This window comes from Streptomyces sp. B21-105 (assembly GCF_036898465.1).
GTDB lineage: Bacteria > Actinomycetota > Actinomycetes > Streptomycetales > Streptomycetaceae > Streptomyces.
Map to the genome: position 1 here is coordinate 816,384 of NZ_JARUMJ010000001.1, position 22,021 is coordinate 838,404.

The window sequence follows — 22,021 nt, forward strand, 5'->3', positions numbered from 1 at the left end:
CCGGCCCCTCTCCCAGGCCACCGGACCACCCGATTCCCGTCCTCGGTCGCCCCCATTGGATTCCGGTCCCGCGGGTCGGCGAGGATCTGTACATGCACCATGCACCCCTCGCCTCCCCGCCCCGTCCCGCGGCCCTGCGCACGGTCCTCCGTGCCGCGGCGGTCCTGGGGCTGTGCTCCCTGTTGCTTCTCGTGCTGGTCGCGGTCGAGTGGCGTCCCCTGATCTCCGCAGACGGCGACGTCTCCCGCACCACGCATCGCTGGGCCCTCGCCGACCCCGGATTCACGCAGGCCTGCCGCATTCTCACCGACTGGGTCTGGGACCCGGTGACGATGCGGTTGCTGGTAGCTGCGGTGGCCGTGTGGCTGGTGTGGCGGCATGCGGACTGGTGGACGGTCGGATGGCTGGTCGCCACAGCCGCCCTGGGCACCCTGCTCCAGCAGGGACTCAAGGCCGCGGTGGGCCGTGCCCGGCCGGTCTGGCCCGACCCCGTAGACTCCGCGCACTACGCGGCGTACCCCTCGGGGCACGCGCTGACCGCCACCGTCGTCCTCGGACTGCTGTTGTGGCTGTTGCACCGGCAGGGCGTCCGCCGCGTGCTGTGGCGGGCCGCGTCGGCCGTGGCGGCCCTGTCCGTCGCGGGTGTGGGCCTCACCCGGATCTGGCTGGGCGTGCACTGGCCCTCGGACGTCCTGGGCGGCTGGCTGCTCGGGGGCATGCTGGTGGCGCTGGCGATCGCGGCGCAGCTCCGGTGGCGACCGTGACCGCGCCTGGGCGACGGTACACCTACGTGGGGCCGCAGGATCTGCGACGGACAGTCGTCCGAGGGGCCGGCGGCCGGGTGATCCGCAGCGCCGCGGACCTGGACGGCGATCCGGCCACGGCGGACGACGAGGAGCCGTTCACCTATGTCGTCGCCCTCGACGGGCTGCTGCGGCTCGCGCCGCGCCGCAGCGAGCACGTGGCCTGCGCCGAGGGTGAGGAGGTGCTCGGGGCGGGCGAGATCTCCTTCCACCGAACCCCGCACGGGCCCCGCGTCCTCGAGGTCGGCAACCAGTCCACCGGCTACTGCCCGGATCCCGACTCCTGGCCGGCCGTGGCCGCCGCACTGGACCGGGCCGGCATCGGTCGTCCCGACGGTTTCACGCACACGCTGGTGTTCCGGCGCTGCGAAGGATGCGGGGAGCACAACGTGGTGCGCGAGGGGGTCTTCGTCTGTGTGTTCTGCGACGACGACCTACCGCTCACCTGGAACATGACCCCGCCCGGGGGCCAAGGCCCGTCCACGGACCGACCGCGCCCCTGGACGGGAGCCCGTTCGTGAACCGACCGCATCCCGGCGGACGCGCGTGCCGGCTCCCTAGGATCATCCGCATGACCACCGTGCTGTTCGACTTCTCCGGGACCCTCTTCCGCATCGAGTCCACCGAACGGTGGCTCCGCGCGGTGCTCGACGCCGCGGGCATCGCGCTCGCCGCACCGGAACTCGCCGAGAAGGCACGGGCGTTGGAGGCGGCAGGCGCGCTGCCGGGCGGGGCGGCTCCGGTCCGCCTGCCCGAGGAGCTGGCCGAGGTGTGGCGGGTCCGGGACCAGAGCAGCGAGCTGCACCGGGCCGCGTACACGGGACTGTCACGTCAGGTGTCGCTGCCGGACCCGGCGCTGCACGACGCCCTGTACGAGCGGCACATGTCGCCGGCGGCCTGGTCGCCGTATCCCGACGCCCTCGAGGTGCTGACCGGGTTGCGCGAGCGCGGGTTCCGGGTCGGCGTCGTCAGCAACATCGGCTGGGATCTGCGCCCGGTGTTCCGCGCGCACGGTCTCGACGGGTACGTCGACGCGTATGTGCTGTCGTACGAGCACGGTGTGCAGAAGCCGGACCCTCGGCTGTTCACGGTCGCGTGCGCGGCACTGGACGCCGATCCCCGCAACACGTTGATGGTGGGCGACGACCGCCGTGCGGACGGCGGCGCGGCGGCGCTGGGCTGCACGGTGCACTTCGTGGATCATCTGCCGGCGGCCGACCGTCCGGACGGGCTGCGCCCGGTGCTCGACCTCGTGGGCTGACCGCCCTCCGCCGGTGCCGGGACGCCGGTGCCGGGACGCCGGTGCCAGTAGCCTGAGGACACCATCAGGGTGAGAAGCGCGCCCACTCTGGACGATCCCCCGCGTCGCCCAGAGCAGGCACCGGCCCGGTACGCTCCGCCGGAGCGACCGGGACGCCCTGAGTATAGTTGACTGACAGCCAGTCAACACAGGAGTTACAGGATGTCCCCGCGCAGCGCCTCGGTCAATGAAGAATTGCGGCGGCGTTCCCGGGAGCGGCTCCTGCAGGCGGCGGTGGAGCTGGTGGGCGAGCAAGGTTACGAGGCGACCACGCTCGGCGACATCGCGGACCGGGCCGGCTCGGCGCGCGGTCTGGTGTCGTACTACTTCCCCGGCAAGCGGCAGCTGGTGCAGTCGGCGGTGCACCGGCTGATGCACCGGACGCTGGAGGAGGCGCTGGAGCGCGAGCCGCACACCGAGGACGGCCGGGAGCGGATGGCGCGGGCCATCGACGCGATCATGGGGCTGGCCCGGGACCGTACCGTCCTGATGCGCCAGCACATGGCGGGGCTGCTGCAGGCCGAGGGCTTCGTGCAGTGCCCGGAGCAGCAGCGGCTGGCCGAGCTGCTGCGGGAGACCGCGGCCCGGCATGGGGCGCAGGACCTCGACCACGACTATCCGCTGCTGCGCTCCCAGTTGATGGGCGCGGTCTACGCGATGGTCCTGCCGAATGCGCCGTTGCCGCTGACGACGCTGCGCGCCGAGCTCTTCGCGCGCTACGGGCTCGACCGGGAGCTGGGGGTCCCGCCGGACGCCGAGGCGCCCGGCGGGGGGTGCGGCGCCGATCTGTCGCGGTTCTTCGCGACCGGCCCGGCGCCCGGCGATCAGTCGAAGTAGTCCGGCTGGGTCTGGACGTTGAGCTCGCGCAGATGGACACGCCCGGCCGGATCCGTGCGCCGGTCGCTGAGCTTGAGCACGTCGAAGCCCTTGGCGATGTCGTTCGAGTAGATGTAGCCGTTGTAGTAGTACGCCGACCACGCGCCGCCGGTCTGCAGGGTCGTGGTGCTCAGCGGACCGCGCTCGAAGTAGGCGATCTCCCTGGGCTTCGCCGAGTCGGTGAAGTCCCAGACGGAGACGCCGCCCTGGTACCAGGCCTGGACCATGAGGTCCTTGCCCTTGACCGGGATCAGCGAGCCGTTGTGGGCGACGCAGTTCTCGGTGGCCGCCTGGTGGCGCGGGATCTTGTAGTAGCTGCGGAAGACGAGTTTGCGCTTGTCGCCCTTTCCGGTGATGTCGTAGATGCCGTCGGCGCCGCGGGTGGGGCCGGTCGCCGCGTCGCAGGTGGCCGCGCCGCCGCCGCCCAGCTCATCGGTGAAGACGACCTTGTTCGCCTTCTGGTTGAAGGTGGCCGAGTGCCAGAAGGCGAAGTTGACGTTGTCCTGCACCCGGTCGATGACCTTGGGGTGTTCCGGGTCCCTGATGGAGAACAGGATGCCGTCGCCCATGCAGGCGCCGGCCGCCAGGTCCTTCTCCGGGAGCACGGTGATGTCGTGGCAGCCGGTCGTCTTGGAGACGCCGGGGTTCGTCGGACCGCCCGGGTTGCCGCCGCCGTCCGGGCCCTCGCCGGGGAACAGCACGGGGAAGCCGACGACCGCGGCCTTCTCCGGCGCGTTGCGCGGCACCTTGATGACGGAGATGCCGTCGTGCGGCGGCATGCAGTCGGGGTAGGCGGCGTTGGGCGAGTACGAGGAGACGTAGACGTAGACGTTCTTGCGCTCGGGCACCAGGGTGTGGGTGTGCGAACCGCACGCGGTCTCGACGGCGGCGACGTACTTCGGGTTCCTCTTGTCGCTGATGTCGAAGACCTTCATGCCCTCCCACGAGGACTTCTCGGTGACCGGCTGCGTGGTGCTGTTGCAACTGCTGTCGCTGCGCGAGGAGTCGGTCGACAGGAAGAGCAGGTCGCCCGAGACGGAGACGTCGTTCTGCGAGCCGGGGCAGAGCACCTGGGCCACGGTCTTCGGCGCCTTCGGGTTGGCGATGTCGAAGATGCGGAAGCCGTCGTAGTTTCCGGCGAAGGCGTACCGGCCCTGGAAGGCCAGGTCCGAATTGGTGCCCGGCAGGACGTCCTTGGGGATGTTCGTCAGGTGCCGGATGTTGTCGGAGTGGACGATCTCGTCCTGTCCGGGTATCTCGCCGGCGGCGATCGCGGCGCTCGCCTGGGTCCTGGCGTCGCGGGTCACCTCCTGCCCGGTGGCGGGGCCGTCCCCCGGGTCGGGGGTCGCGGCCGCCGGAACCGCCGTCAGCAGCGCGGCCAGGAGCCCGGTGCAGGCGGCGGCGGCTTTCCACCGTCTGCGTCGCGTTCGAGGATCGTTCGACAGGGTCACTGCATCCTCCCTAGGTACCGTTCGCGCGGGAACGGTTCACGGTGCTCCGAAGTATCGTCTTCATCATGCACATATCAAGGGCCGGCAATGCACTCGTCATGAATGAATCGGTTCGGCGGTGCTGTCTGCGGTGCATGAATCCGGACGGGGGCGGACCCGCCCTCGACTCGCCTGCTCCAGGAGGTCGTTGTGCTCGTCCGCCGCGTGCCCCTCGTGTCCGCCTCGCTGCTCCTCGCCCTGGCTCTCGCGGGCTGCGACTCGGGGACGGAGACCGGGTCGGGCGCGGTCAGCGGCCCTTCGTTGATCGCGCCGGGCAAGCCGGGCGAGGCGAACCGCACCCTCTCGGCGCAGGACGCGGCCGAGCAGCGCGCCGACGACGACACACCCAACTCGGCCGACGTGTCCTACGTGCGGAAGATGATCGAACACCACGCCCAGGCCCTGGAGATGACCGAACTCGTACCGGACCGTGCCGCGTCGGGGGACGTCAAACGCCTCGCCCTGCGCATCTCCGCGGCACAGGGGCCGGAGATCAAGGCCATGGAGGGCTGGCTCACGACTCATGGCCAGAAAACGACGGGCGGCGGCCACACCCACGCGGCGATGCCCGGGATGGCGACCGCGGCCCAGCTGACCGCACTGCGGGCGGCCCGCGGAAAGGCGTTCGACACGCTCTTCCTCAACCTGATGATCACTCACCACGAGGGTGCGCTCACCATGGCCACGGACGTCAAGGCGCAGGGCAACAACGTACGGGTCGAGGAGATGGCGGACGACGTGATCGCGCAGCAGACGAGCGAGATCACGCGGATGAACGGGATGCGCTGACGCCTCCCGACGCACCGAGTACCGAGTACCGGGACATGACGCTCAGCGCCGGGCGTGCCGCGGCGTCAGGTATCCGGCGTCGCGCGCCTGGGCGATCAGCCGCAGCGACCGGCGTCTGCTGTGCCCCGTCGCGCACATGACCGCGAGGACGGGGTCCGCCCCCGCCTCCTGGGCCGCGCGGTACTCCTGCGCCGCCAGCCACCGCCCCTCGACGCCGCGCGGCCAGACCGGGCGGGCCCGGCGGGACCCGAAGGGCTCCTCGGCGCGGTGCCCGGCCGCCGCCGGGCAGCCCACGCCCCCTTCGCCCTCGCTTCCGTCCTCGCCTTCGCCCTCGTCCTCGTCTTCGTCGGGCCCGTCGAAGAGGGGTCCCTCGATCCAGTCCGCGAGCAGGGTCAGGTCGACGAGCGAGAGGGCGGGACGGGCCCGGACGTCCTCGATGGAGACCCGGCCCTCGCAGACGACGGCGAGCAGGTCGACACGCGCACCATCGGTGAACGACAGCCGGACGTGGGTCCAGGAAGTGGCGCCTCCCCCCTCCTGGACCTGCGGGCCACACGGACACCGTGCCGTCCTCGGCGGAGCGATCAGAAAGATTAAGAAACGATGCTTCTAGCACATACGCAACGTAACCGCATGATCACTTTGCATACGAACGGACACGCGTGCGGCGCGACGGCGCGGCACCCTGTCAGCGGAGCCGTACCGGTGCGATGCTGGAGGCACCAGCGAATCTCCTCCGGCCTCCGGGGTTAGGAGTTCCGCCGTGCTCCGTGTCGCCGTCGTCGGCTCCGGGCCGAGTGGTGTCTACACCGCCCAGAGCCTGGTCCAGCTGGACCCGGACGTACTCGTCGACGTCCTGGACCGCCTGCCCTGCCCCTACGGGCTGGTGCGGTACGGCGTCGCCCCCGACCACGAGAAGATCAAGTCCCTGCAGCAGAACCTGCGCGCCGTGCTCGAGCACGAACACGTCCGTTTCCTCGGCGGCGTACGCGTCGGCGCGGACGGAGTGCCCACGGCCCGGCTGCGCGAGCTCTACCACGCGGTCGTGTACTGCGTCGGCGCCGCGACCGACCGGCACCTCGGCATCCCCGGCGAGGAACTGCCCGGCAGCTGGTCGGCGACGGAGTTCGTCTCCTGGTACAGCGCCCACCCGGACGCCGTCCCCGCACGGTTTTTGCACGGCGTCGACTCGGCCGTGGTGGTGGGGGTCGGCAACGTCGCGGTGGACGTCACCCGGATCCTGGCGCGGGGCGCTGCCGAGCTGAGCGCCACCGACATGCCCCAGGCGGCCCTGGCCGCGTTCGAGGCGAGTCAGGTGCGCGAGATCCACATGGCCGGGCGGCGCGGCCCGTCGCAGGCCCGGTTCACCACCAAGGAGCTGCGGGAGCTGGGCACGTTGCCGGATGCCGAGGTCGTCGTCGACGAGGCGGAACTGGCGCTCGACCCGGCGTACGGGGACCCCTCCGGGCTTGCGCCGGCGCAGCGCCGCAATGTGGAGGTGCTGCGCGGCTGGGCGGCGTCGCCGACCCGTGGCGCCCGACGGCGCATCCGGCTGCGGTTCTTCCTTCGGCCCGTCGAACTGCGCGCCGTGGGCGGCCGGTCGGGCGTGGTGCGGTTCGAGCGGACGACGCCGGACGGACACGGCGGGGTCTCCGGCACCGGCCGGTACGAGGACGTCCCGGCGCAGTTGGTGCTGCGGTCGGTGGGCTATCGGGGCGCCCCGCTGGAGGGCCTGCCGTTCGACGCCGGGCACGGCACCGTGCCGCATCTGGCCGGACGGGTGGTGCGCGACGGTGCGGTCGCGCCGGGCGAGTACGTGGCGGGCTGGATCAAACGCGGCCCGACCGGTGTCATCGGCACCAACCGGCCGTGCGCGAAGGAGACGGCGACGTCCCTGCTGGCGGACGCCCCCGCCCTCGTGCGACGGGAGCTGCCCGGCGACCCGCTCGCGCTGCTGCGGGCCGCCGGGGCCGAGCCCGTCGAGTGGGCGGGCTGGCTGGCGATCGAGCGGGCCGAGGCCGAACTGGGGGCCTCGCTGGGGCGCGGGAGGGTCAAGCTGCCGGACTGGCCGTCGCTGCGGGCGGCGGCGGGCCCGGCCGCCGCCGTCGACGTCCAGGACCCGCCGCCCCTGCTGTGAGCACCGCGAGTCCCGCCCTCTCGGACCGCGGATCCCGCCCCCTCGGTGAGCACCGCCGGCCGCCCCCTCGGTGAACACTCCGGTCATGCTCTCCCGGTGAACACTCCGGTCGCGTCCCTTCGGCGGGCACCGCGCCAACGTTCTTCGGCGGGCACCGCGGTCACGGCACGCTCGTGACCGTGGGCGGCGGCCGGCCGCGTCAGGAGCTCGTGAGGACGACCAGGCGCTGGGTGGCCCGGGTCATCGCGACGTAGCGGTCGACCGCGCCCTCGACGCCCGTCCCGAAGGTCTCCGGGTCGATCAGGACGACCAGATCGAACTCGAGCCCCTTCGACAGCTCCGGCGTCAGCGACCGCACCCGCGAGGTCGAACGGAACGCGGGGTCGCCGATGACGCAGGCGATCCCGTCGTCGTGCTCGGCGAGCCAGGCCTGGAGGATGGGCTCCAGCTCCGACACGTCTCCATGGGCGACCGGGACGCCGCTGCTGCGGACGGAGGTCGGGACGTTGGCGTCCACAAGCGCGGCCCGGATGACCGGTTCGGCCTCCGCCATCACTTCCTCCGGGGTCCGGTAGTTGACGGTCAGCGACGCCACGCTGATCCGGTCGAGCCCGATCCGCTCGAGCCGTTCCTGCCAGGACTCCGTGAATCCGTGCCGGGCCTGGGCGCGGTCCCCGACGATGGTGAAACTCCGCGAGGGGCAGCGCAGCAACAGCATCTGCCATTCCGCGTCGGTCAGCTCCTGCGCCTCGTCGACCACGATGTGCGCGAACGGGCCGGCCAGCAGGTCCGGGTCCGCGGTGGACAGTTCGCTCTCGTCGACCAGGCTGACCTGGGCGTCCTCGCCGCGCAGCATGGTCACCAGGCCTTCGCCGTCGTCACCGTCGGCTCCGGAGTCGGCCACGGCCGCGATCAGGTTGTCGACGACCTGCGTCATGCGCTCGCGCTGGGCGGCGAGAACGGCCTTGTGCCGGACCTTGCGCCGGGCCTCCTTCGGGTCGCCGAGCCGCTGGTGCGCCGCGTCCAGGAGCGGCAGGTCGGACACCGTCCAGGCCTGGGGATCCGCCCGTTGCAGCGCGCGCACCTCGTCGGGGGTGAGCCAGGGGGCGCACATCCGCAGATAGGCGGGCACCGACCACAGATCGCCCACCAGGTCGGCCGCTTCCAGCAGCGGCCACGCCCGGTTGAGGGCGCCGACCAGTTCGCGGTCGTGCCGCAGCGCCTTGCGGAACAGCTCCGGTGCGACGTCGCCGCCGTGCTTGTCCAGCAGGATCGTGACCAGTTCCTCCCAGATCAGGTCGCGTGCCTCGTTGTGGGGAGTGCCCGGCGGCGGCGCGTCGAACGCCTCGGCCCAGTCGTCGGCGCTGAGCCGGACGTCGGCATCCGAGACGGTGACCGTCATCCCCTCCGTCGGCGGCGACTCGTAGAACCGGACGGCCGTCTCGATCGCCTTCACCATGTCCGCGGACGACTTCAGCCGGGCCACCGTCGGGTCGGCGTCGACCGCCGCGTCGGCGCCCTCGGCGACGAGGTCGCGCAGGACGCACGTCTGCACGCCCTCCTCGCCGAGACTCGGCAGGACGTCGGCCACATAGGCCAGGTAGGGCCGGTGCGGGCCGACGAACAGCACACCGCCCCGACGGTGCCCGAGGCGGGGGTCGGAGTAGAGGAGGTAGGCCGAGCGGTGCAGGGCCACGACGGTCTTCCCGGTGCCCGGCCCCCCGTCGACGACGAGCGCGCCCCGCGAGCCGGCGCGGATGACGGCGTCCTGGTCGGCCTGGATGGTGGCGAGCACGTCGCGCATCCGGCCCGACCGCCGACCGCCCAGACTGGCGATGAAGGCGGACTGGTCGTCGAGTGCGGCGTGCCCTTCGAGCCCGTCGGCGGTGAACACCTCGTCCCAGTAGTCGCTGATCCGGCCGCGGGTCCACCGGTAGCGGCGGCGGCTCACCAGGCCCATCGGGTCGGCGTGGGTGGCCGCGAAGAACGGCTCGGCCGCAGGCGAACGCCAGTCGATCAGCAGCCGGCGGCCCGTGTCGTCGGTGAGCCCGATCCGTCCGACGTACAGGGGCTCGGGGTCGTCGGCGGCGACCATGTGGCCGAGGCACAGGTCCAGGCCGAAGCGGTTCAGGGAGCGCAGCCGGCCCGTGAGCCGGTGGATCTCCTGGTCGCGGTCCATCGCCTCCCGGCCGAGGCCGCCGGGGGCGCGGCGCTCGGCGTCGAGACGGGCGGAGAGTTCGGCGATCGTCTGCTCGAGGCTCTCCGCGATCGCCGCGAAGTGCTGCTCGTCGCGGGCGATCAGCTTCGGGTCGGCTTTGGCGGACAGCCGGTCGGGAAGGTCGAACGCGCCGGCGGTCGAGGGGGTCATGTGGTCGACATGCACTTCGTAGATCACTCATTTCCGCAGGTTCGGGCCTCGGCCTGCGATTCTGCGGGACGACGGGGGCCTTGCCGCAAGCCCCGGGGTGCGCTATACATTGAGAGTGGCAAGGAGTGGTGTTTCCTCCGTGCCACTTCTTTTTTGCCTCGTCGGCCAGGGTTCCGGCCAGGGCGCCGGACTTCCGCGATCGTACGCGGGCCCCGGGGCGGCCGGGAGCGCCGGCCGCCCCGGAGAGGTCAACTCCGTGTGCAGGAAGCACCGTTGAGCGTGAATACGCCTGGTGCCGCGCTGTTTCCGGTGTGATCGGCCTGGTAGCCGATGGTGACGCTCGCACCGGCGGCGAGGGTTGCGTTGTAGCTCGCGTTGGTGGCCGTGACCGCTCCGGTGACCGGCGCGTACGTGGCGCCCCAGCCGTTGGTGATGGTCTGGCCTGAAGGCAGCGTGAAGCCGAGCCGCCAGCCGTCGATCCCACTCGACCCGGTGTTGGTGAGGGTCACGGAGGCGGTCAGACCGGCGTTCCAGGCGTTGGTCGTCGCGGTCACCTTGCACCCGGTGGGCTGCGGTTCCGGAGTGGGCCCGGCGGAGTCCAGGCCGAAGAAGGTCAGCACCCGGGCGGCCATGCCCCAGGCGTACAGGTTGTGCCCGACGCCCTGCAGACTGACGGCCTCGACCGGGGCCTGGTCACCGGTGCCGCCATAGCGGGTGCGGGTCCAGCCGGAGGCGGGCGAGTCGGTGGCGGCCGGGGTCTGGCTCACGCCCCGGACGTCGGTCCACTGCTTGATCTCCTCGCCGAAGTTGGGGTAGCGCAGCACGTCGTCCTCGGTGCCGTGCCACACCTGCATGCGCGGCCGGGGCCCGGTGTAGCCGGGGTAGGCCCCCCGGACGAGGTCGCCCCATTCCCGCGCGGTGTGCACGACGGTGCCGCCGGAGCAGGCGCTGTTCCACTCGGAGCCGTCGGCCGTGGCGAAGCAGCCGAAGGGGACTCCGGAGAAGGCGGACCCTGCGGCAAACACGTCGGGGTAGTCGCCGAGCAGGACGTTGGTCATCATCGCGCCGGAGGAGATGCCGGTGGCGTAGACGCGGGCGGTGTCGGCCGCGTACGCGGCGGTCACCCAGTCGATCATCGACTTGACGCCGACGGGGTCGCTGCCGCCTCCGCGCCTGAGCGCCTGCGGCGACGAGACGTCGAAGCACTTGCTGCTGCGGGTGACGGACGGGTACACGATCACGAACCCGTACCGGTCGGCCAGTTGGGCGTACTCGGTGCCGGAGTGCATCGCGGGCCCGGACCCTCCGCACCAGTGCACCGCGACGAGCACGGCCGGGTGCGCGGTGACGTTGGCCGGCGCGTAGACGTACATCTGGAGGTTGCTGGGGTTGGCGCCGAAGCCGGTGACCTCGGTCAGCGTGGCCGGTGGCACCGGCGCGGCCGCCCGCGGCGCCGCGGAGGCGGCGGGAGCGGTGAGGACGGCGGCCGTGAACAGGAGCAGCAGGGCGCCTAACAGGGGGCGCAGCGCCCTGCCGAGGGAGGTGACCCGATCGATCATGTGGCTGTCCCTTTCTGGTAGCGGCTCGGGGGGACGTCGTACGAGGTGCGCGAGAAGCGGACGGCGAAGCGGAGACAGCGGGCGGGCTCGGCAGAGCGGGTCCGCCCGGTCGACGGCTCCGGCTGCCAATGGCGGCGTCAGGCCACGCTCGCCGGCCCCCGCTGGGAGGTTCCGGGGTGGACCCGCCTCGCATGGTGGCATGCACATGCCTGTCATGGAAGCGCTCCCACGCCAGCTACCGCGCGACGTCGCGACTTGGCCGGGGAGAGCCCCGGTGACCGGAACACGTTCTGCGCGAGACGTTGACTAGAAAGCGCTTGCCCCCTACGTTCCGTTCAGCAGTGTGACCGAGCCGCTCAACTGGACCCCACACAGGGCGCACTGTTCGATCAGATTGTTCAGAGTCTCGTAAGTCATTCACGTACTTGATCCTCCTCACCGCTTGGAAGAAGGCATCGGGACATGACTTCACCGGCAAGTTCCGCACCACTTCGCGTCCCCGGGCGCGCACTCACCGGAGGGCTGGCCGCCATCGGCCTTACGGTTGGCATGATCATGACTAGTGGGGCGCTCACCCCCGCGGCCGCCGCCACCTGGCCCACCCCCACCAGCAGCAAGCCGGTGACCGCCACCATCTCGGTCTCCGGCACCAAGGACTACGGGATGCAGCGCCTCTACGGCAGCGGCGACCTCGGCAGCGGTGGCCAGAACGAGGACCAGGACCCGATCCTGGAGCTCAAGCCCGGCGCCGTCCTGAAGAACGTCATCATCGGCGCGCCCGCCGCCGACGGCATCCACTGCCTCGGCAGCTGCACCCTGCAGAACGTCTGGTGGGAGGACGTCGGCGAGGACGCGGCGACCTTCCTCGGCTCCTCGTCGTCCAACGTCTACACCGTCTCCGGCGGTGGGGCGAAGGAGGCCAGCGACAAGGTGTTCCAGTTCAACGGCGGCGGCACGCTGAACGTCTCCAACTTCGCCGTGAAGAACTTCGGGACCTTCGTGCGCAGCTGCGGCAACTGCAAGAGCGGCCAGTACAAGCGCACGATCAATCTCAACACCATCGAGGCGACGTACAAGGGCAACAAGCTCGTCGGCATCAACACCAACTACGGCGACAGCGCCACCCTCAAGAAGATCACCATCATCGGGGACAGCAGCAAGAAGATCACCCCCTGCCAGAAGTACATCGGCAACAACACCGGCAAGGAGCCGACCACCAACGGCAGCAACGCGGACGGCACGTACTGCAAGTACTCGTCGTCCGACATCACCTACAGGTAGGCCCGCCGGGCCCGCACAGCCCCCCACGGCGAGACGGCGGCCGTACGAAGCGTCCCCGCACTACGCTTCGCACGGCCGCCCCGCCTATCGGCATCCGACGGCGTCCAGCGGCGTCAGCGGCGTCTTTCGGCAGCCATCGGCGTCTCATCGGCCCGGCCCGGACACCGTGGCGACGAGCTCGCGCCGGTACCGCTCGTAGGCGGTGCGCAGGACCGGACCCGGCCAGTCGGCGGGCAGGAGCGCGGCGGGCAGCACCGGGTCGGCCAGCAGATGCCGCACCGCCGCCGCGAGGGCCGTGAACCGGTCGGCCGGCCTCCGCGCCCGTTCGACGTGGGCCAGCAGACCCCGGGCCGTCCGCGCCCACGCACCGAGCGGCCACAGACTCACGGCCAGGTCGCGGGCGGGCGTCACGGGCCGCGTGACGAAGTGCTGCAGAACGGCGTCCGGTTCCGCGGGCCAGGACCGGCTCAGATTCGCGGGTCGCAGCCAGACGCCCTCACGGAGCTCGGCGAGCCGCAGGGCACTCAGCCGGGTGCGCAGTTCGGCGCGTTCGGCCGGGCCGCGACCGGTCGCGGTGATCACGGCCATTTCCCAGTCGCCGTCCCAGGCGCGCGTGTCCGGGTGCAGGGCGTCGTCCTGACGTCGTTGACGCTCCACCAACCGCTCGCTCAGCCGGTAGACGCCGTCCGCCCGGCGCAGATCTCCCGCGGCGACCATCCGGCTCAGCGCCGCCCGCACCGTCGAGCCGCCGACGCCGAACGGCTCCACCCCGCGCACCAGATCCTTCGCGGCCAGCTCGGGCGGGTGCGTGCCCAGCAGCAGGCTGAGGACCACCGACCGCGCGGACAGCGGGGGCAGATCGACCTCGACCTCGCCGGACTGCGCCGACACGTTGATCCGCATAAGGCCGTACTGTACGTGGGTCGCGCATGTTGCACTATTGCTGCGACTGTCAGATAAGTGCAACATAGGTGCATGTCCCAGACACTCGCCCATAGCCAGAGCCAGAGCCCGACTCTCTCGTCCCAGGTGACGCACGAGGTCACCAATCAGCCGCCGCCGCTCGCTCCGTACGACGCGGCCGACGACGCCGCCCTGCTGGAGGGACTGGGCCGGGAGGGCGCTGGGTGGGCGGAGGCGGACGTACGCCGGATCGGCCTGCTGGCCGGCGGCGTCGAGGCGCAGGAGTGGGGCGAGCTGGCCAACCGGCATGAGCCCGTGCTGCGTACGCACGACCGGTACGGCCATCGCGTCGACGAGGTCGACTTCCATCCGAGCTGGCACGAGCTGATGCGGGTCGCGGTCGCCGAAGGGCTGGCCGGGGCGCCCTGGGCCGACGACCGGCCCGGCGCCCATGTGGCGCGCACGGCGGGCTGCCTCGCGTGGGGGCACACGGACGCCGGGCACGGCTGTCCCGCGTCGATGACGTACGCGGCCGTCCCGGCGCTGCGCCGCCGGCCGGAGCTGGCCGCCGTCTACGAGCCGCTGCTCACCAGCCGTGTGTACGACCCGGGGCTGCGGCCGCCCGCCGAGAAGCGCGGGCTGCTCGCCGGGATGGGGATGACCGAGAAGCAGGGCGGCTCCGACGTCCGCACGAACACGACCGCGGCCACTCCGACGGCCGAGCCCGGGCTGTACACCCTGCGCGGGCACAAGTGGTTCACGTCGGCGCCGATGTGCGATCTGTTCCTGGTTCTGGCGCAGGCGCCCGACGGCCTGTCCTGCTTTCTCGTGCCGCGCGTGCTGCCCGACGGCACGCGCAACGCGTTCCGCGTCCAGCGGCTGAAGCAGAAACTCGGCAACCGTTCCAACGCGTCCTCGGAACCCGAGTTCGACGGGACCGTCGCGTGGCTGGTCGGGCCGGAGGGGCAGGGCGTCAAGACCATCATCGAGATGGTCAACTGCACACGGCTGGACTGCGTGATGATGTCGGCGACGCTGATGCGCAAGACGCTCGTCGAGGCGGGGCATCATGTGCGCCACCGCAGCGCGTTCGGGGCGCGGCTGCTCGACCAGCCGTTGATGCGCAACGTCCTGGCCGATCTGGCGCTGGAGTCGGAGGCCGCCACCACGCTCACGCTGCGGCTGGCGGGCGCGGCCGACCGCGCGGTGCGCGGAGACAGCGGTGAGCAGGCCTTCCGGCGGATCGCGACCGCCGTCGGCAAGTACTGGGTGACCAAGCGGGGGCCCGCCTTCACCGCAGAGGCCCTGGAGTGTCTCGGCGGCAACGGCTACGTGGAGGACTCGGGCATGCCCCGGCACTACCGCGAAGCGCCCCTGCTGTCGATCTGGGAGGGCTCGGGCAACGTCAACGCCCTCGACGTGTTGCGGGCGTTGACCCGCGAGCCGGCGACCGCGGAAGCCCTGTTCGGCGAACTCGCCCTGGCGCGCGGGGCGGACGCCCGGCTCGACGCGGCCGTCGCACGGCTGCGCACCCGGCTGGGCGAGGCGACCCCGGCCGGCGCCCGCCGGCTGGTCGAGCAGATGGCCCTCATCCTCCAGGGCTCCCTCCTCGTCCGGTACGCCCCGCCGGCCGTCGCCGACGCCTTCTGCGCGACCCGGCTGGGCGGCGACTGGGGACACGCCTTCGGCACGCTCCCGGACGGCGCCGATCTCGGCGGAATCCTCGAGCGAAGCCTTCCGGCCGGTTCCCCTCGCCTGTGAGTCGTCGCTCGATTCCGCTTCGTCTTCAGTGACGTGGTGCCGACTCGTGATCGGTCGGCGCTCCTTGTACGGCGCGGTGCACCAGGACGGGCGGGTGTACGAGGGGACGCCTCCCGGCGCCGCGCACCGTCGAGGCAGACGCGACGGCGGTCGCCGCGCCGCGGTCCGCATGGACGGGGCGCCCCCGTTCCCGCCCGGCCGTCGCGTCGCGGCCGTCGCCGCCGGGGCGGCGAAGCAGCCGGTGCGGGACCCCCTTGTGCGGGCCGTCCGGCAACGCGGGGAGCCGCCCCGTCGGCGGGTCAGCTCGCCGGACGTCCGCGCAGGGCGTCGAAGCGGGCCCAGTCGATGTCCCACTGAGCGACCCTGCGGCGCTCCAGGCGGCCGCGCAGGACCCGGCCACCCGCGAAGGGCAGCGCCGCCACGCCGAGGCCCGCCACGCCGCCGACGAGGGACCCGCGCAGTCTGGCCTGGGCGGCGCTGACGGGTTCGGTCACCATGCGGCCCCGGGGGTCCGTCCAGACCGTGACGGGCGTGCCGGCGGCACTGCCGGGGCCGACCCTGACCTGGCCGGTGTGCGCGGAGCCGTCCGGCCCCGTCCAGCCCGCCTTCGCCCACACACGGTCGCCGCTCGCGGACCCGCCGGCGGCGGGCTTGCCGGGTGCCCGGTCGGTCAGACGGCCCGTCAGGGGCCGCCACTCGACGCGCTCGCGCGCGAGCGAGTCCTCGACGGACCCCGCGGTCGCCGCTCCCGCCAGGACGCCGGCGAGTACGGTCAGCGCCCACACGCCGAGCAGCGCCCAGGACTCCACCATGTCGGCGCGGCGCTTGAGCGGGTTGCGCCGCCAGCGCCACAGCCACACCTTCGGACCACGGAACGCCATCGAAGGCATCCTCCTCATGAGCACCTGTACATCCCGGCCGCCCTCCCATACGGGGCGGGCGGGCCCGCTGCTCAGGACGAGCTCAGGGCGAGTCCCCGCGCCCGCCCTGGGCCCGCTCCCGGCCTGCCCGCCAGGTGTCCCGGCAAGGAAGGCCGAATTTTTGCGCTCAGAAGCCGCCCGGGCCGCTGTGACCTGCGGCGACGGCGTTCCGGGAGGTGACTGTCAGTGGCGGGGTGCAGACTGGCGGTGTCGAGGACGAAGGCGTCCGAAACGCAGCGGAGGTGATCGGCATGACCGAGGTACTGCTCGCCGTGGGCACGCGCAAAGGCCTGTTCGTGGGGCGTCGGCGCGGTGGCGCGTGGGAGTTCGACGAAGCCCCCTATTTCAACGCACAGGCGATCTACTCGGTCGCCCTCGACACCCGCGGCGACCTCCCTCGGCTGCTCGCCGGCGGCGACAGCGCGCAGTGGGGGCCGTCGGTGTTCCACTCCGACGACCTGGGCCGGACATGGACCGAACCGGCCGCGCCGGCCGTCAAGTTCCCTCAGGACACCGGGGCCTCGCTGGAGCGGGTGTGGCAGCTGCATCCGGCGGCGGCCGAGCCGGACGTGGTCTACGCGGGCACCGAGCCGGCTGCGCTCTACCGCTCGCAGGACCGCGGTGAGAGCTTCGAACTGGTCCGCCCGCTGTGGGAACACCCGACACGCTCCCAGTGGGTGCCGGGCGGCGGCGGGGAAGGGCTGCACACGATCCTCACCGACCGGCGCGACCCGCGATCGGTGACGGTGGCCGTGTCGACGGCGGGAGTGTTCCGCACGGCCGACGGCGGGGCGAACTGGGCCCCCGCCAACTCGGGTGTCTCCGCGGTGTTCCTGCCCGACCCGAACCCGGAGTTCGGCCAGTGCGTGCACAAGGTCGCGCGAGACGCGGCGAACCCGGACCGCCTCTACCTCCAGAACCACTGGGGGGTCTACCGGAGCGACGACGCGGGCGGGGAGTGGCACGACATCGGCCCCGGTCTGCCCTCCACCTTCGGCTTCGCCGTCGCCGCACACCCGTCCCGCGGTGACACGGCGTACGTGTTCCCGATCAACGCCGACGCGGACCGGGTCCCGGCCGACCGCCGCTGCCGGGTCTTCCGCACCGCGGACGCGGGCAGGAGCTGGGAGCCGCTCTTTGCGGGCCTGCCGCAGGAGGACCACTACGGAACCGTCCTGCGGGACGCGCTGTGCACCGACGACGTCGAGGAGCGGGCCGGCGTGTACTTCGGCAACCGCAACGGCGAGGTGTTCGCGTCCGCGGACGACGGGGACAGCTGGCAGCAGCTGGCCTCGCACCTGCCGGACGTGCTGTGCGTGCGAGCCGCGGTGATCGGATGAGGCGGACCGCACGCGCGCAGGGGCGGGCGCTCGGCGGCCCGGGCGGCTCCGGGTCCCCGACGCGGCGAGCCGTGCGCGCGAAACCGGCGGTACGGCGAGCACGTCCCCGAGCGCCGGCGGGAGGCACGCCCGCCCGGCATGTCGCACCGGGCACGATGCGCGCGCTCCGTCCAACAGGCCCTGGCCACTGGTTGATCGCCGCGCCGCGCGTGGCAGTAGGGTGACGCCGTGGCACCACGACCCTTGCATGAGATCGTCGAACCGGGGTGGGCCGAGGCCCTTCAGCCCGTCGCCGGAAGGATCGCCGAGATGGGCGGCTTCCTGCGCGCGGAGATAGCCGCGGGACGCACCTACCTCCCGGCCGGACAGAACGTCCTGCGGGCCTTCCAGCAGCCGTTCGACGACGTCCGTGTCCTGATCGTCGGACAGGACCCGTACCCGACGCCCGGGCACGCGGTCGGGCTGTCGTTCTCGGTCGCCCCCGAGGTCCGCCCGCTGCCCGGCAGCCTGATCAACATCTACCGGGAGCTCACCACCGACCTGGGGGTGACCCAGCCGTCCGACGGCGATCTGACGCCGTGGACGCGGCAGGGGGTGCTGCTGCTCAACAGGGCGCTCACCACGTCCCCGCGCAAACCCGCCGCGCACCGAGGCAAGGGTTGGGAGGAGGTCACCGAGCAGGCGATACGGGCGCTGGCGTCGCGCGGCAAGCCCCTGGTGTCCATCCTGTGGGGCCGCGACGCCCGCAATCTTCGCCCGCTGCTGGGCGATCTGTCGTCGGTGGAGTCCGCGCACCCCTCCCCGATGTCGGCGGACCGCGGCTTCTTCGGTTCACGCCCGTTCAGCAGGGCCAACGACCTGTTGGTCCGGCAAGGGGGTCAGCCGGTGGACTGGCGTCTGCCGTGACCTCCGGCGCCCACCCGGGCCCCGGCACCTCGGCCGGCCCCGGCACGGGCATCCTCGCCGTGGATTCGGGCGGTTCGGGAGTGCGGGTCGCTCTGGGGTCGGCCGGACGGGGCGCTCTGGGCCGGCGTTCGTCCGCGGTGCCCGTGCGCACCGGGGCGCGCGGCATCGACCCGGTGCATCTGATGGAGCAACTGGTTCCGCTGGTCAGGGCGTTGGCGGCTGAGACCGGCGCACCGCCGCCGACCACGGCCGTCGTGGGCGTGGCGGGCCTCGCCACCCTGGGAGCCGCGCTGCGCGCCGAGCTCCCGTCCGCCCTGGCGCGGGAGTTCGGCGTCCGTACGACCGTGCTGGCGGCCGACGCCGTCACCGCCTATGTCGGGGCGCTCGGGATGCGGCCGGGAGCGGTGGTGGCCGCGGGCACCGGCCTGATCGCGGTCGGCATGGATCTGACGGCCTGGCAGCAGGCGGACGGCTGGGGGCATCTGCTGGGCGACTGCGGGGGCGGCGCCTGGATCGGCCGGGCCGGGCTGGAGGCCGCGCTGCGCGCCCACGACCAACGCCCCGGCGGGTCCGCGGCGCTGCCGGCCCGCGCCGAGGAGCGGTTCGGCCCGATGGCCGCCCTGCCCGGGCAGCTGTACCCGCGCCCGGACCGCCCGGCCGTCCTCGCCTCGTTCGCGCCGCTGGTGGCCGAGTGCGCGCAGGACGACCCGGTGGCGGGCGGCATCCTGCACACCGCGGCCCGGCATGTCGCGGAGTCGGCCGCCGCCGTCTGCCCGCCGGGGGGTGAGCCGCGGATCGCGCTCACCGGGGGCCTGTTCGCCCTGGGCGACCCCCTCCTCGTCCCCCTGGAAGACGAACTGGCGAGACGGCTGCCGCACGCCCTGCGGGTGCCCGCCGAGGGCGATCCGCTGGACGGCGCCGTGCGCGTCGCCGCCGGCCTGGCAGCGGGCGCCCTGGGCTTGCCGCGTGAGGAGACGCTGCTGTCGGTGCTGCCGTCCGGGTAATGCATCGTGCGTAGGGAACGTACGTCATGCCCCAAAAGGGGGATTACCCCCTTCAAGGGCAAGTCGCCTGGAAAACACGCTGATCACTTCTGATCCGTACGTAACTCATCAGACAAAACCGGACGGATACCGCTCACGTGCACCCTCCCCGAACAGGGGAGCCCAGGAAGCCAGTAACATGCGTCGCCATGAGCTCCCCCACTGGGCCCGCGTCCGGCCTGCCAGTACGAATGCCGCGACCTCGCCAGCCCGGGCGGCACCGCCGACCCGAGCCGCTGGCGGCTCCCGAGGGCGCGCCCGCGCTCGTCCTCGCGGTGCCGGGCTCGCCGAGCGTCGCCACCCGCGGTCTCGCCGAGGAGGTCGTGAGCATCGCCCGCTCCGAGCTCCCCGGCCTCGACGCGCGCATCGGCTACCTCGACGGGGACGACACCGAGTTCCCCACCCTGCAGTCCGTGCTGACGTACGCCGCCGAGGAGCGCACCGCCCGCTTCGAGCAGGCCCGCGCCGCCGGTCTGGACGTCAAGGAGCCCGACGGCCCGGTCGCCGTGGTCGTGCCGCTGCTGGCCGGTCCCGACAGCGCACTGCTGCGCCAGGTCCGCCAGGCCGTCATGGAGAGCCGGATCGCGGCCGAGCTGACCGATGTGCTCGGCCCGCACCCGCTGCTCGCCGAGGCGTTGCACGTGCGGCTGTCCGAGGCGGGTCTGGCCCGCGCGGACCGCGCCCGGCTGTTCACCGTGGCGACGGCCGCGGACGGCATCATCCTCGCCTCCGTGGGCGGCGAGGAGGCCGTGCAGGCCGCCGGCATCACCGGCATGCTGCTCGCCGCGCGTCTCGCCGTTCCGGTGATGGCCGCCGCTCTCGACCAGGAGGGTTCCATCGCCTCCGTCGCCGAGCAGCTGCGCACCTCCGGCTCCCAGCAGCTGGCGTTGGCGCCGTACCTGATCGGCCCGGAGATCGACGCCACGCTGATCGAGGAGGCGGCCAAGGAAGCGGGCTGCCCCGCCGCCGACGCGCTCGGCCCCTACCCGGCCATCGGCAAGCTCGCGCTGGCCAAGTACACGACGGCCCTCGGCATCGCACCGCCGCAGCAGCAGGGCGCGCCGGTCCGCTGAGACGCCCGGAACATCCCAGGACGCCGACGAAGGGCTCCCTCCCACCCGGGAGGGGGCCCTTCGCGTCACGCGCCGGGCAAGCAGGCGGACCGGGCGGGCGGGACGTACCCGCCCCGACACAGGCAGCGACAGGTGAACCGACGACCGGGCCGCGGAGGACGGGGCCACGGAGGACGGGGGCGGCTGACCGGTCAGTCGAGGACCGGTCGGTCGAGGATCACGCAGGACGCGGCGGGGACCGCGACCGAGCCCGCGCGGCGGGGCAGGCCGGACGCCGGGTCGAGGGTGAACCAGGTGACGTCGCCGGAGCGCTCGTTGGCGACGTAGAGGAAGTCCCCGGCGGCCGCGAGGGCGAGCGCCCGCGGCCACCGCCCGTGACAGGGCACTGTCCCGACGAGCCGCAGCACCTCGCCCTCGGCTTCGACGGCGAACACCGAGAGCACGTCCTCACCGCGGGTGGCGGCCCATACGAAGCGGCCGTCGGGCGAGACGACGAGGCCCGAGGGGTAGGCGTCCCCGGCCGGCGCGCCGGGCAGTACGGCGGCCTCGGCCAGCGGCTTGAGGGAACCGTCCGCAGCGTCCCAGCGGCAGACGGTGATCGTCGGCGTGAGTTCGTTGACGACATAGGCGTGCCGGCCCGCCGGGTGGAAGGTCAGACGGCGCGGCCCGGACCCGGGACGCAGGGCGTGCTCCCGGTGCAGGACGGGCACGCCGTCGCGCAGCGTGCAGATCCGCACGGAGTCCGTGCCCAGGTCCACGCTGACCGCCCAGCGGCCGCTCGGGTCGGGCTGCACATGATGGGCGTGCGGGCCCTGCTGACGCCGCGTGTGCGGGCCCGAGCCGGTGTGCCGCAGCATGCCGGAGGCGACGCGGGCGAGGGTGCCGTCGGCCCGGACCGGGACGGCGGTGACGCTCCCGGAGCCGTAGTTGGCGGTCAGGACATGCCCGTCGAACACGCTGAGGTGGGTGGGTCCGCTGCCGCCCACCGGCACCGGCGGCCCGGTCGGTTCGGGCACGTCGCCCGTCACCCGGTACGCGGCCACCGCGCCGTCCGCCGTCTCACTGACCGCGTACAGCGTCTCCCCGGTGGGCGACAGGGCCAGGCAGGAGGGGTCGGGGATGGCGTTCACACTGCTCAGAAGGGTCAGGGCTCCGCTGGTCGGGTCCACGTCGGCGACCACGATCCCGGGCCCTCCCGCGGCCGTGAACGAGCCGATGAACGCCCGCCGTCGTCTTCCGCCGAGGTCTGCCACCGCTGTCGCCTCCTGGGTCGCCGCTGCCGCTGTTGACGCTGCCGTTCGGGAGTGACCGTAGCAGTCGATCATCAGGGGTCTAGACCAGGCGCGCTCCGCACAGTCCGCCGACTGCCCTTCGCGCCACCCGACGGCCTCCCGACGGCCTGCCGACGGCTTCTCGACGCCCGCTCGACGACCTCCCCGGCACCGCCGGCCGCCGTCCCACGGTCGCACGGC

Annotated in this window: 19 protein-coding genes; 12 read left to right on the forward strand and 7 right to left on the reverse strand. The window is 72.7% G+C overall.

What is annotated here, in order from left to right; translation table 11 throughout:
* Window positions 1-92 precede the first annotated feature (92 nt).
* The 4 genes from QA802_RS03395 (at window position 93) to QA802_RS03410 (ending at window position 2,940) form a co-directional block, all read left to right on the forward strand.
* Window positions 93-764 carry a phosphatase PAP2 family protein gene (locus QA802_RS03395; protein WP_334518004.1) on the forward strand — a complete coding sequence of 224 codons (672 nt, stop codon included), beginning with the start codon at window positions 93-95 and terminating at the stop codon, window positions 762-764.
* Window positions 752-1,324, forward strand: a complete 573-nt coding sequence (locus QA802_RS03400) for a hypothetical protein (protein ID WP_443042069.1) — start codon at window positions 752-754, stop codon at window positions 1,322-1,324. The genes QA802_RS03395 and QA802_RS03400 overlap by 13 nt, the downstream gene beginning before the upstream one ends.
* Before the next feature lie 50 nt (window positions 1,325-1,374).
* Entirely contained in the window at window positions 1,375-2,064 is a 690-nt protein-coding gene (locus tag QA802_RS03405) for an HAD family hydrolase (protein ID WP_334518008.1), read from the forward strand.
* 201 nt (window positions 2,065-2,265) lie between these two features.
* Entirely contained in the window at window positions 2,266-2,940 is a 675-nt protein-coding gene (locus QA802_RS03410; RefSeq protein WP_334518010.1) for a TetR/AcrR family transcriptional regulator, read from the forward strand.
* Here QA802_RS03410 and QA802_RS03415 read toward each other — a convergent pair.
* Window positions 2,928-4,430, reverse strand: coding sequence for an LVIVD repeat-containing protein (locus QA802_RS03415; RefSeq protein ID WP_334518012.1), 1,503 nt, complete (start codon window positions 4,428-4,430; stop codon window positions 2,928-2,930). The two genes, QA802_RS03410 and QA802_RS03415, sit on opposite strands and share 13 nt — an antisense overlap.
* A gap of 189 nt (window positions 4,431-4,619) precedes the next feature.
* On the opposite strand from QA802_RS03415, the gene QA802_RS03420 reads away from it, so the two are divergent.
* On the forward strand, window positions 4,620-5,258 hold the full coding sequence (locus tag QA802_RS03420) for a DUF305 domain-containing protein (RefSeq protein WP_334518014.1): 639 nt from the start codon (window positions 4,620-4,622) through the stop codon (window positions 5,256-5,258).
* Window positions 5,259-5,300: 42 nt separating this feature from the next.
* Here the strand turns inward: QA802_RS03420 and QA802_RS03425 are convergent, their stop codons facing one another.
* Complete coding sequence (locus QA802_RS03425) at window positions 5,301-5,843, reverse strand: DUF6214 family protein (protein ID WP_443042255.1); 543 nt, start codon at window positions 5,841-5,843, stop codon at window positions 5,301-5,303.
* Window positions 5,844-6,021: 178 nt separating this feature from the next.
* Here QA802_RS03425 and QA802_RS03430 point away from each other — a divergent pair, with 178 nt between their 5' ends.
* Entirely contained in the window at window positions 6,022-7,395 is a 1,374-nt protein-coding gene (locus QA802_RS03430; protein WP_334518016.1) for an FAD-dependent oxidoreductase, read from the forward strand.
* Window positions 7,396-7,594: 199 nt separating this feature from the next.
* On the opposite strand, the gene helR is transcribed toward QA802_RS03430, so the two are convergent.
* Both helR and QA802_RS03440 read right to left on the reverse strand, forming a co-directional pair.
* Entirely contained in the window at window positions 7,595-9,763 is a 2,169-nt protein-coding gene (helR, locus tag QA802_RS03435; RefSeq protein ID WP_334518018.1) for an RNA polymerase recycling motor ATPase HelR, read from the reverse strand.
* A gap of 248 nt (window positions 9,764-10,011) precedes the next feature.
* Window positions 10,012-11,322, reverse strand: a complete 1,311-nt coding sequence (locus QA802_RS03440) for an extracellular catalytic domain type 1 short-chain-length polyhydroxyalkanoate depolymerase (protein ID WP_334518020.1) — start codon at window positions 11,320-11,322, stop codon at window positions 10,012-10,014.
* 462 nt (window positions 11,323-11,784) lie between these two features.
* Between QA802_RS03440 and QA802_RS03445 the strand changes: the two genes are divergently transcribed.
* On the forward strand, window positions 11,785-12,603 hold the full coding sequence (locus QA802_RS03445; protein WP_334518022.1) for a pectate lyase: 819 nt from the start codon (window positions 11,785-11,787) through the stop codon (window positions 12,601-12,603).
* 144 nt (window positions 12,604-12,747) lie between these two features.
* Here QA802_RS03445 and QA802_RS03450 read toward each other — a convergent pair whose 3' ends face one another.
* Entirely contained in the window at window positions 12,748-13,506 is a 759-nt protein-coding gene (locus tag QA802_RS03450; protein WP_334518024.1) for a PaaX family transcriptional regulator C-terminal domain-containing protein, read from the reverse strand.
* 72 nt (window positions 13,507-13,578) lie between these two features.
* Here QA802_RS03450 and QA802_RS03455 point away from each other — a divergent pair, with 72 nt between their 5' ends.
* Window positions 13,579-15,267, forward strand: a complete 1,689-nt coding sequence (locus tag QA802_RS03455; protein WP_334518026.1) for an acyl-CoA dehydrogenase family protein — start codon at window positions 13,579-13,581, stop codon at window positions 15,265-15,267.
* 299 nt (window positions 15,268-15,566) lie between these two features.
* Here QA802_RS03455 and QA802_RS03460 read toward each other — a convergent pair whose 3' ends face one another.
* Window positions 15,567-16,148, reverse strand: coding sequence for an Rv1733c family protein (locus QA802_RS03460; RefSeq protein WP_334518028.1), 582 nt, complete (start codon window positions 16,146-16,148; stop codon window positions 15,567-15,569).
* A 290-nt stretch (window positions 16,149-16,438) separates the two neighbouring features.
* On the opposite strand from QA802_RS03460, the gene QA802_RS03465 reads away from it, so the two are divergent.
* From QA802_RS03465 to QA802_RS03480, 4 genes are all read left to right on the forward strand, one after another.
* Window positions 16,439-17,527, forward strand: a complete 1,089-nt coding sequence (locus QA802_RS03465; protein WP_334518030.1) for a WD40/YVTN/BNR-like repeat-containing protein — start codon at window positions 16,439-16,441, stop codon at window positions 17,525-17,527.
* 228 nt (window positions 17,528-17,755) lie between these two features.
* On the forward strand, window positions 17,756-18,433 hold the full coding sequence (locus QA802_RS03470; protein ID WP_334518032.1) for a uracil-DNA glycosylase: 678 nt from the start codon (window positions 17,756-17,758) through the stop codon (window positions 18,431-18,433).
* Window positions 18,430-19,437, forward strand: a complete 1,008-nt coding sequence (locus tag QA802_RS03475) for an N-acetylglucosamine kinase (protein WP_334518034.1) — start codon at window positions 18,430-18,432, stop codon at window positions 19,435-19,437. Before QA802_RS03470 ends, QA802_RS03475 begins: the two co-directional genes overlap by 4 nt.
* Before the next feature lie 188 nt (window positions 19,438-19,625).
* The gene (locus tag QA802_RS03480; protein WP_319165183.1) at window positions 19,626-20,549 is read left to right on the forward strand and encodes a sirohydrochlorin chelatase; all 924 of its coding nucleotides are present in this window, start codon (window positions 19,626-19,628) and stop codon (window positions 20,547-20,549) included.
* A gap of 191 nt (window positions 20,550-20,740) precedes the next feature.
* Here the strand turns inward: QA802_RS03480 and QA802_RS03485 are convergent, their stop codons facing one another.
* Window positions 20,741-21,802: a lactonase family protein gene (locus QA802_RS03485; protein WP_334518037.1), complete on the reverse strand. Its 1,062-nt coding sequence runs from the start codon at window positions 21,800-21,802 to the stop codon at window positions 20,741-20,743.
* Window positions 21,803-22,021: the final 219 nt, after the last annotated feature.

Bases quoted from the DNA above. Each gene is read 5' to 3' on its own strand.
- QA802_RS03395 (WP_334518004.1), top strand. From the start codon at position 93: ATGCACCATGCACCCCTCGCCTCCCCGCCCCGTCCCGCGGCCCTGCGC.
- QA802_RS03405 (WP_334518008.1), top strand. From the start codon at position 1,375: ATGACCACCGTGCTGTTCGACTTCTCCGGGACCCTCTTCCGCATCGAG.
- QA802_RS03410 (WP_334518010.1), top strand. From the start codon at position 2,266: ATGTCCCCGCGCAGCGCCTCGGTCAATGAAGAATTGCGGCGGCGTTCC.
- helR (WP_334518018.1), bottom strand. From the start codon at position 9,763: ATGACCCCCTCGACCGCCGGCGCGTTCGACCTTCCCGACCGGCTGTCC.
- QA802_RS03440 (WP_334518020.1), bottom strand. From the start codon at position 11,322: ATGATCGATCGGGTCACCTCCCTCGGCAGGGCGCTGCGCCCCCTGTTA.
- QA802_RS03445 (WP_334518022.1), top strand. From the start codon at position 11,785: ATGACTTCACCGGCAAGTTCCGCACCACTTCGCGTCCCCGGGCGCGCA.
- QA802_RS03450 (WP_334518024.1), bottom strand. From the start codon at position 13,506: ATGCGGATCAACGTGTCGGCGCAGTCCGGCGAGGTCGAGGTCGATCTG.
- QA802_RS03455 (WP_334518026.1), top strand. From the start codon at position 13,579: ATGTCCCAGACACTCGCCCATAGCCAGAGCCAGAGCCCGACTCTCTCG.
- QA802_RS03460 (WP_334518028.1), bottom strand. From the start codon at position 16,148: ATGGCGTTCCGTGGTCCGAAGGTGTGGCTGTGGCGCTGGCGGCGCAAC.
- QA802_RS03465 (WP_334518030.1), top strand. From the start codon at position 16,439: ATGACCGAGGTACTGCTCGCCGTGGGCACGCGCAAAGGCCTGTTCGTG.
- QA802_RS03480 (WP_319165183.1), top strand. From the start codon at position 19,626: ATGAGCTCCCCCACTGGGCCCGCGTCCGGCCTGCCAGTACGAATGCCG.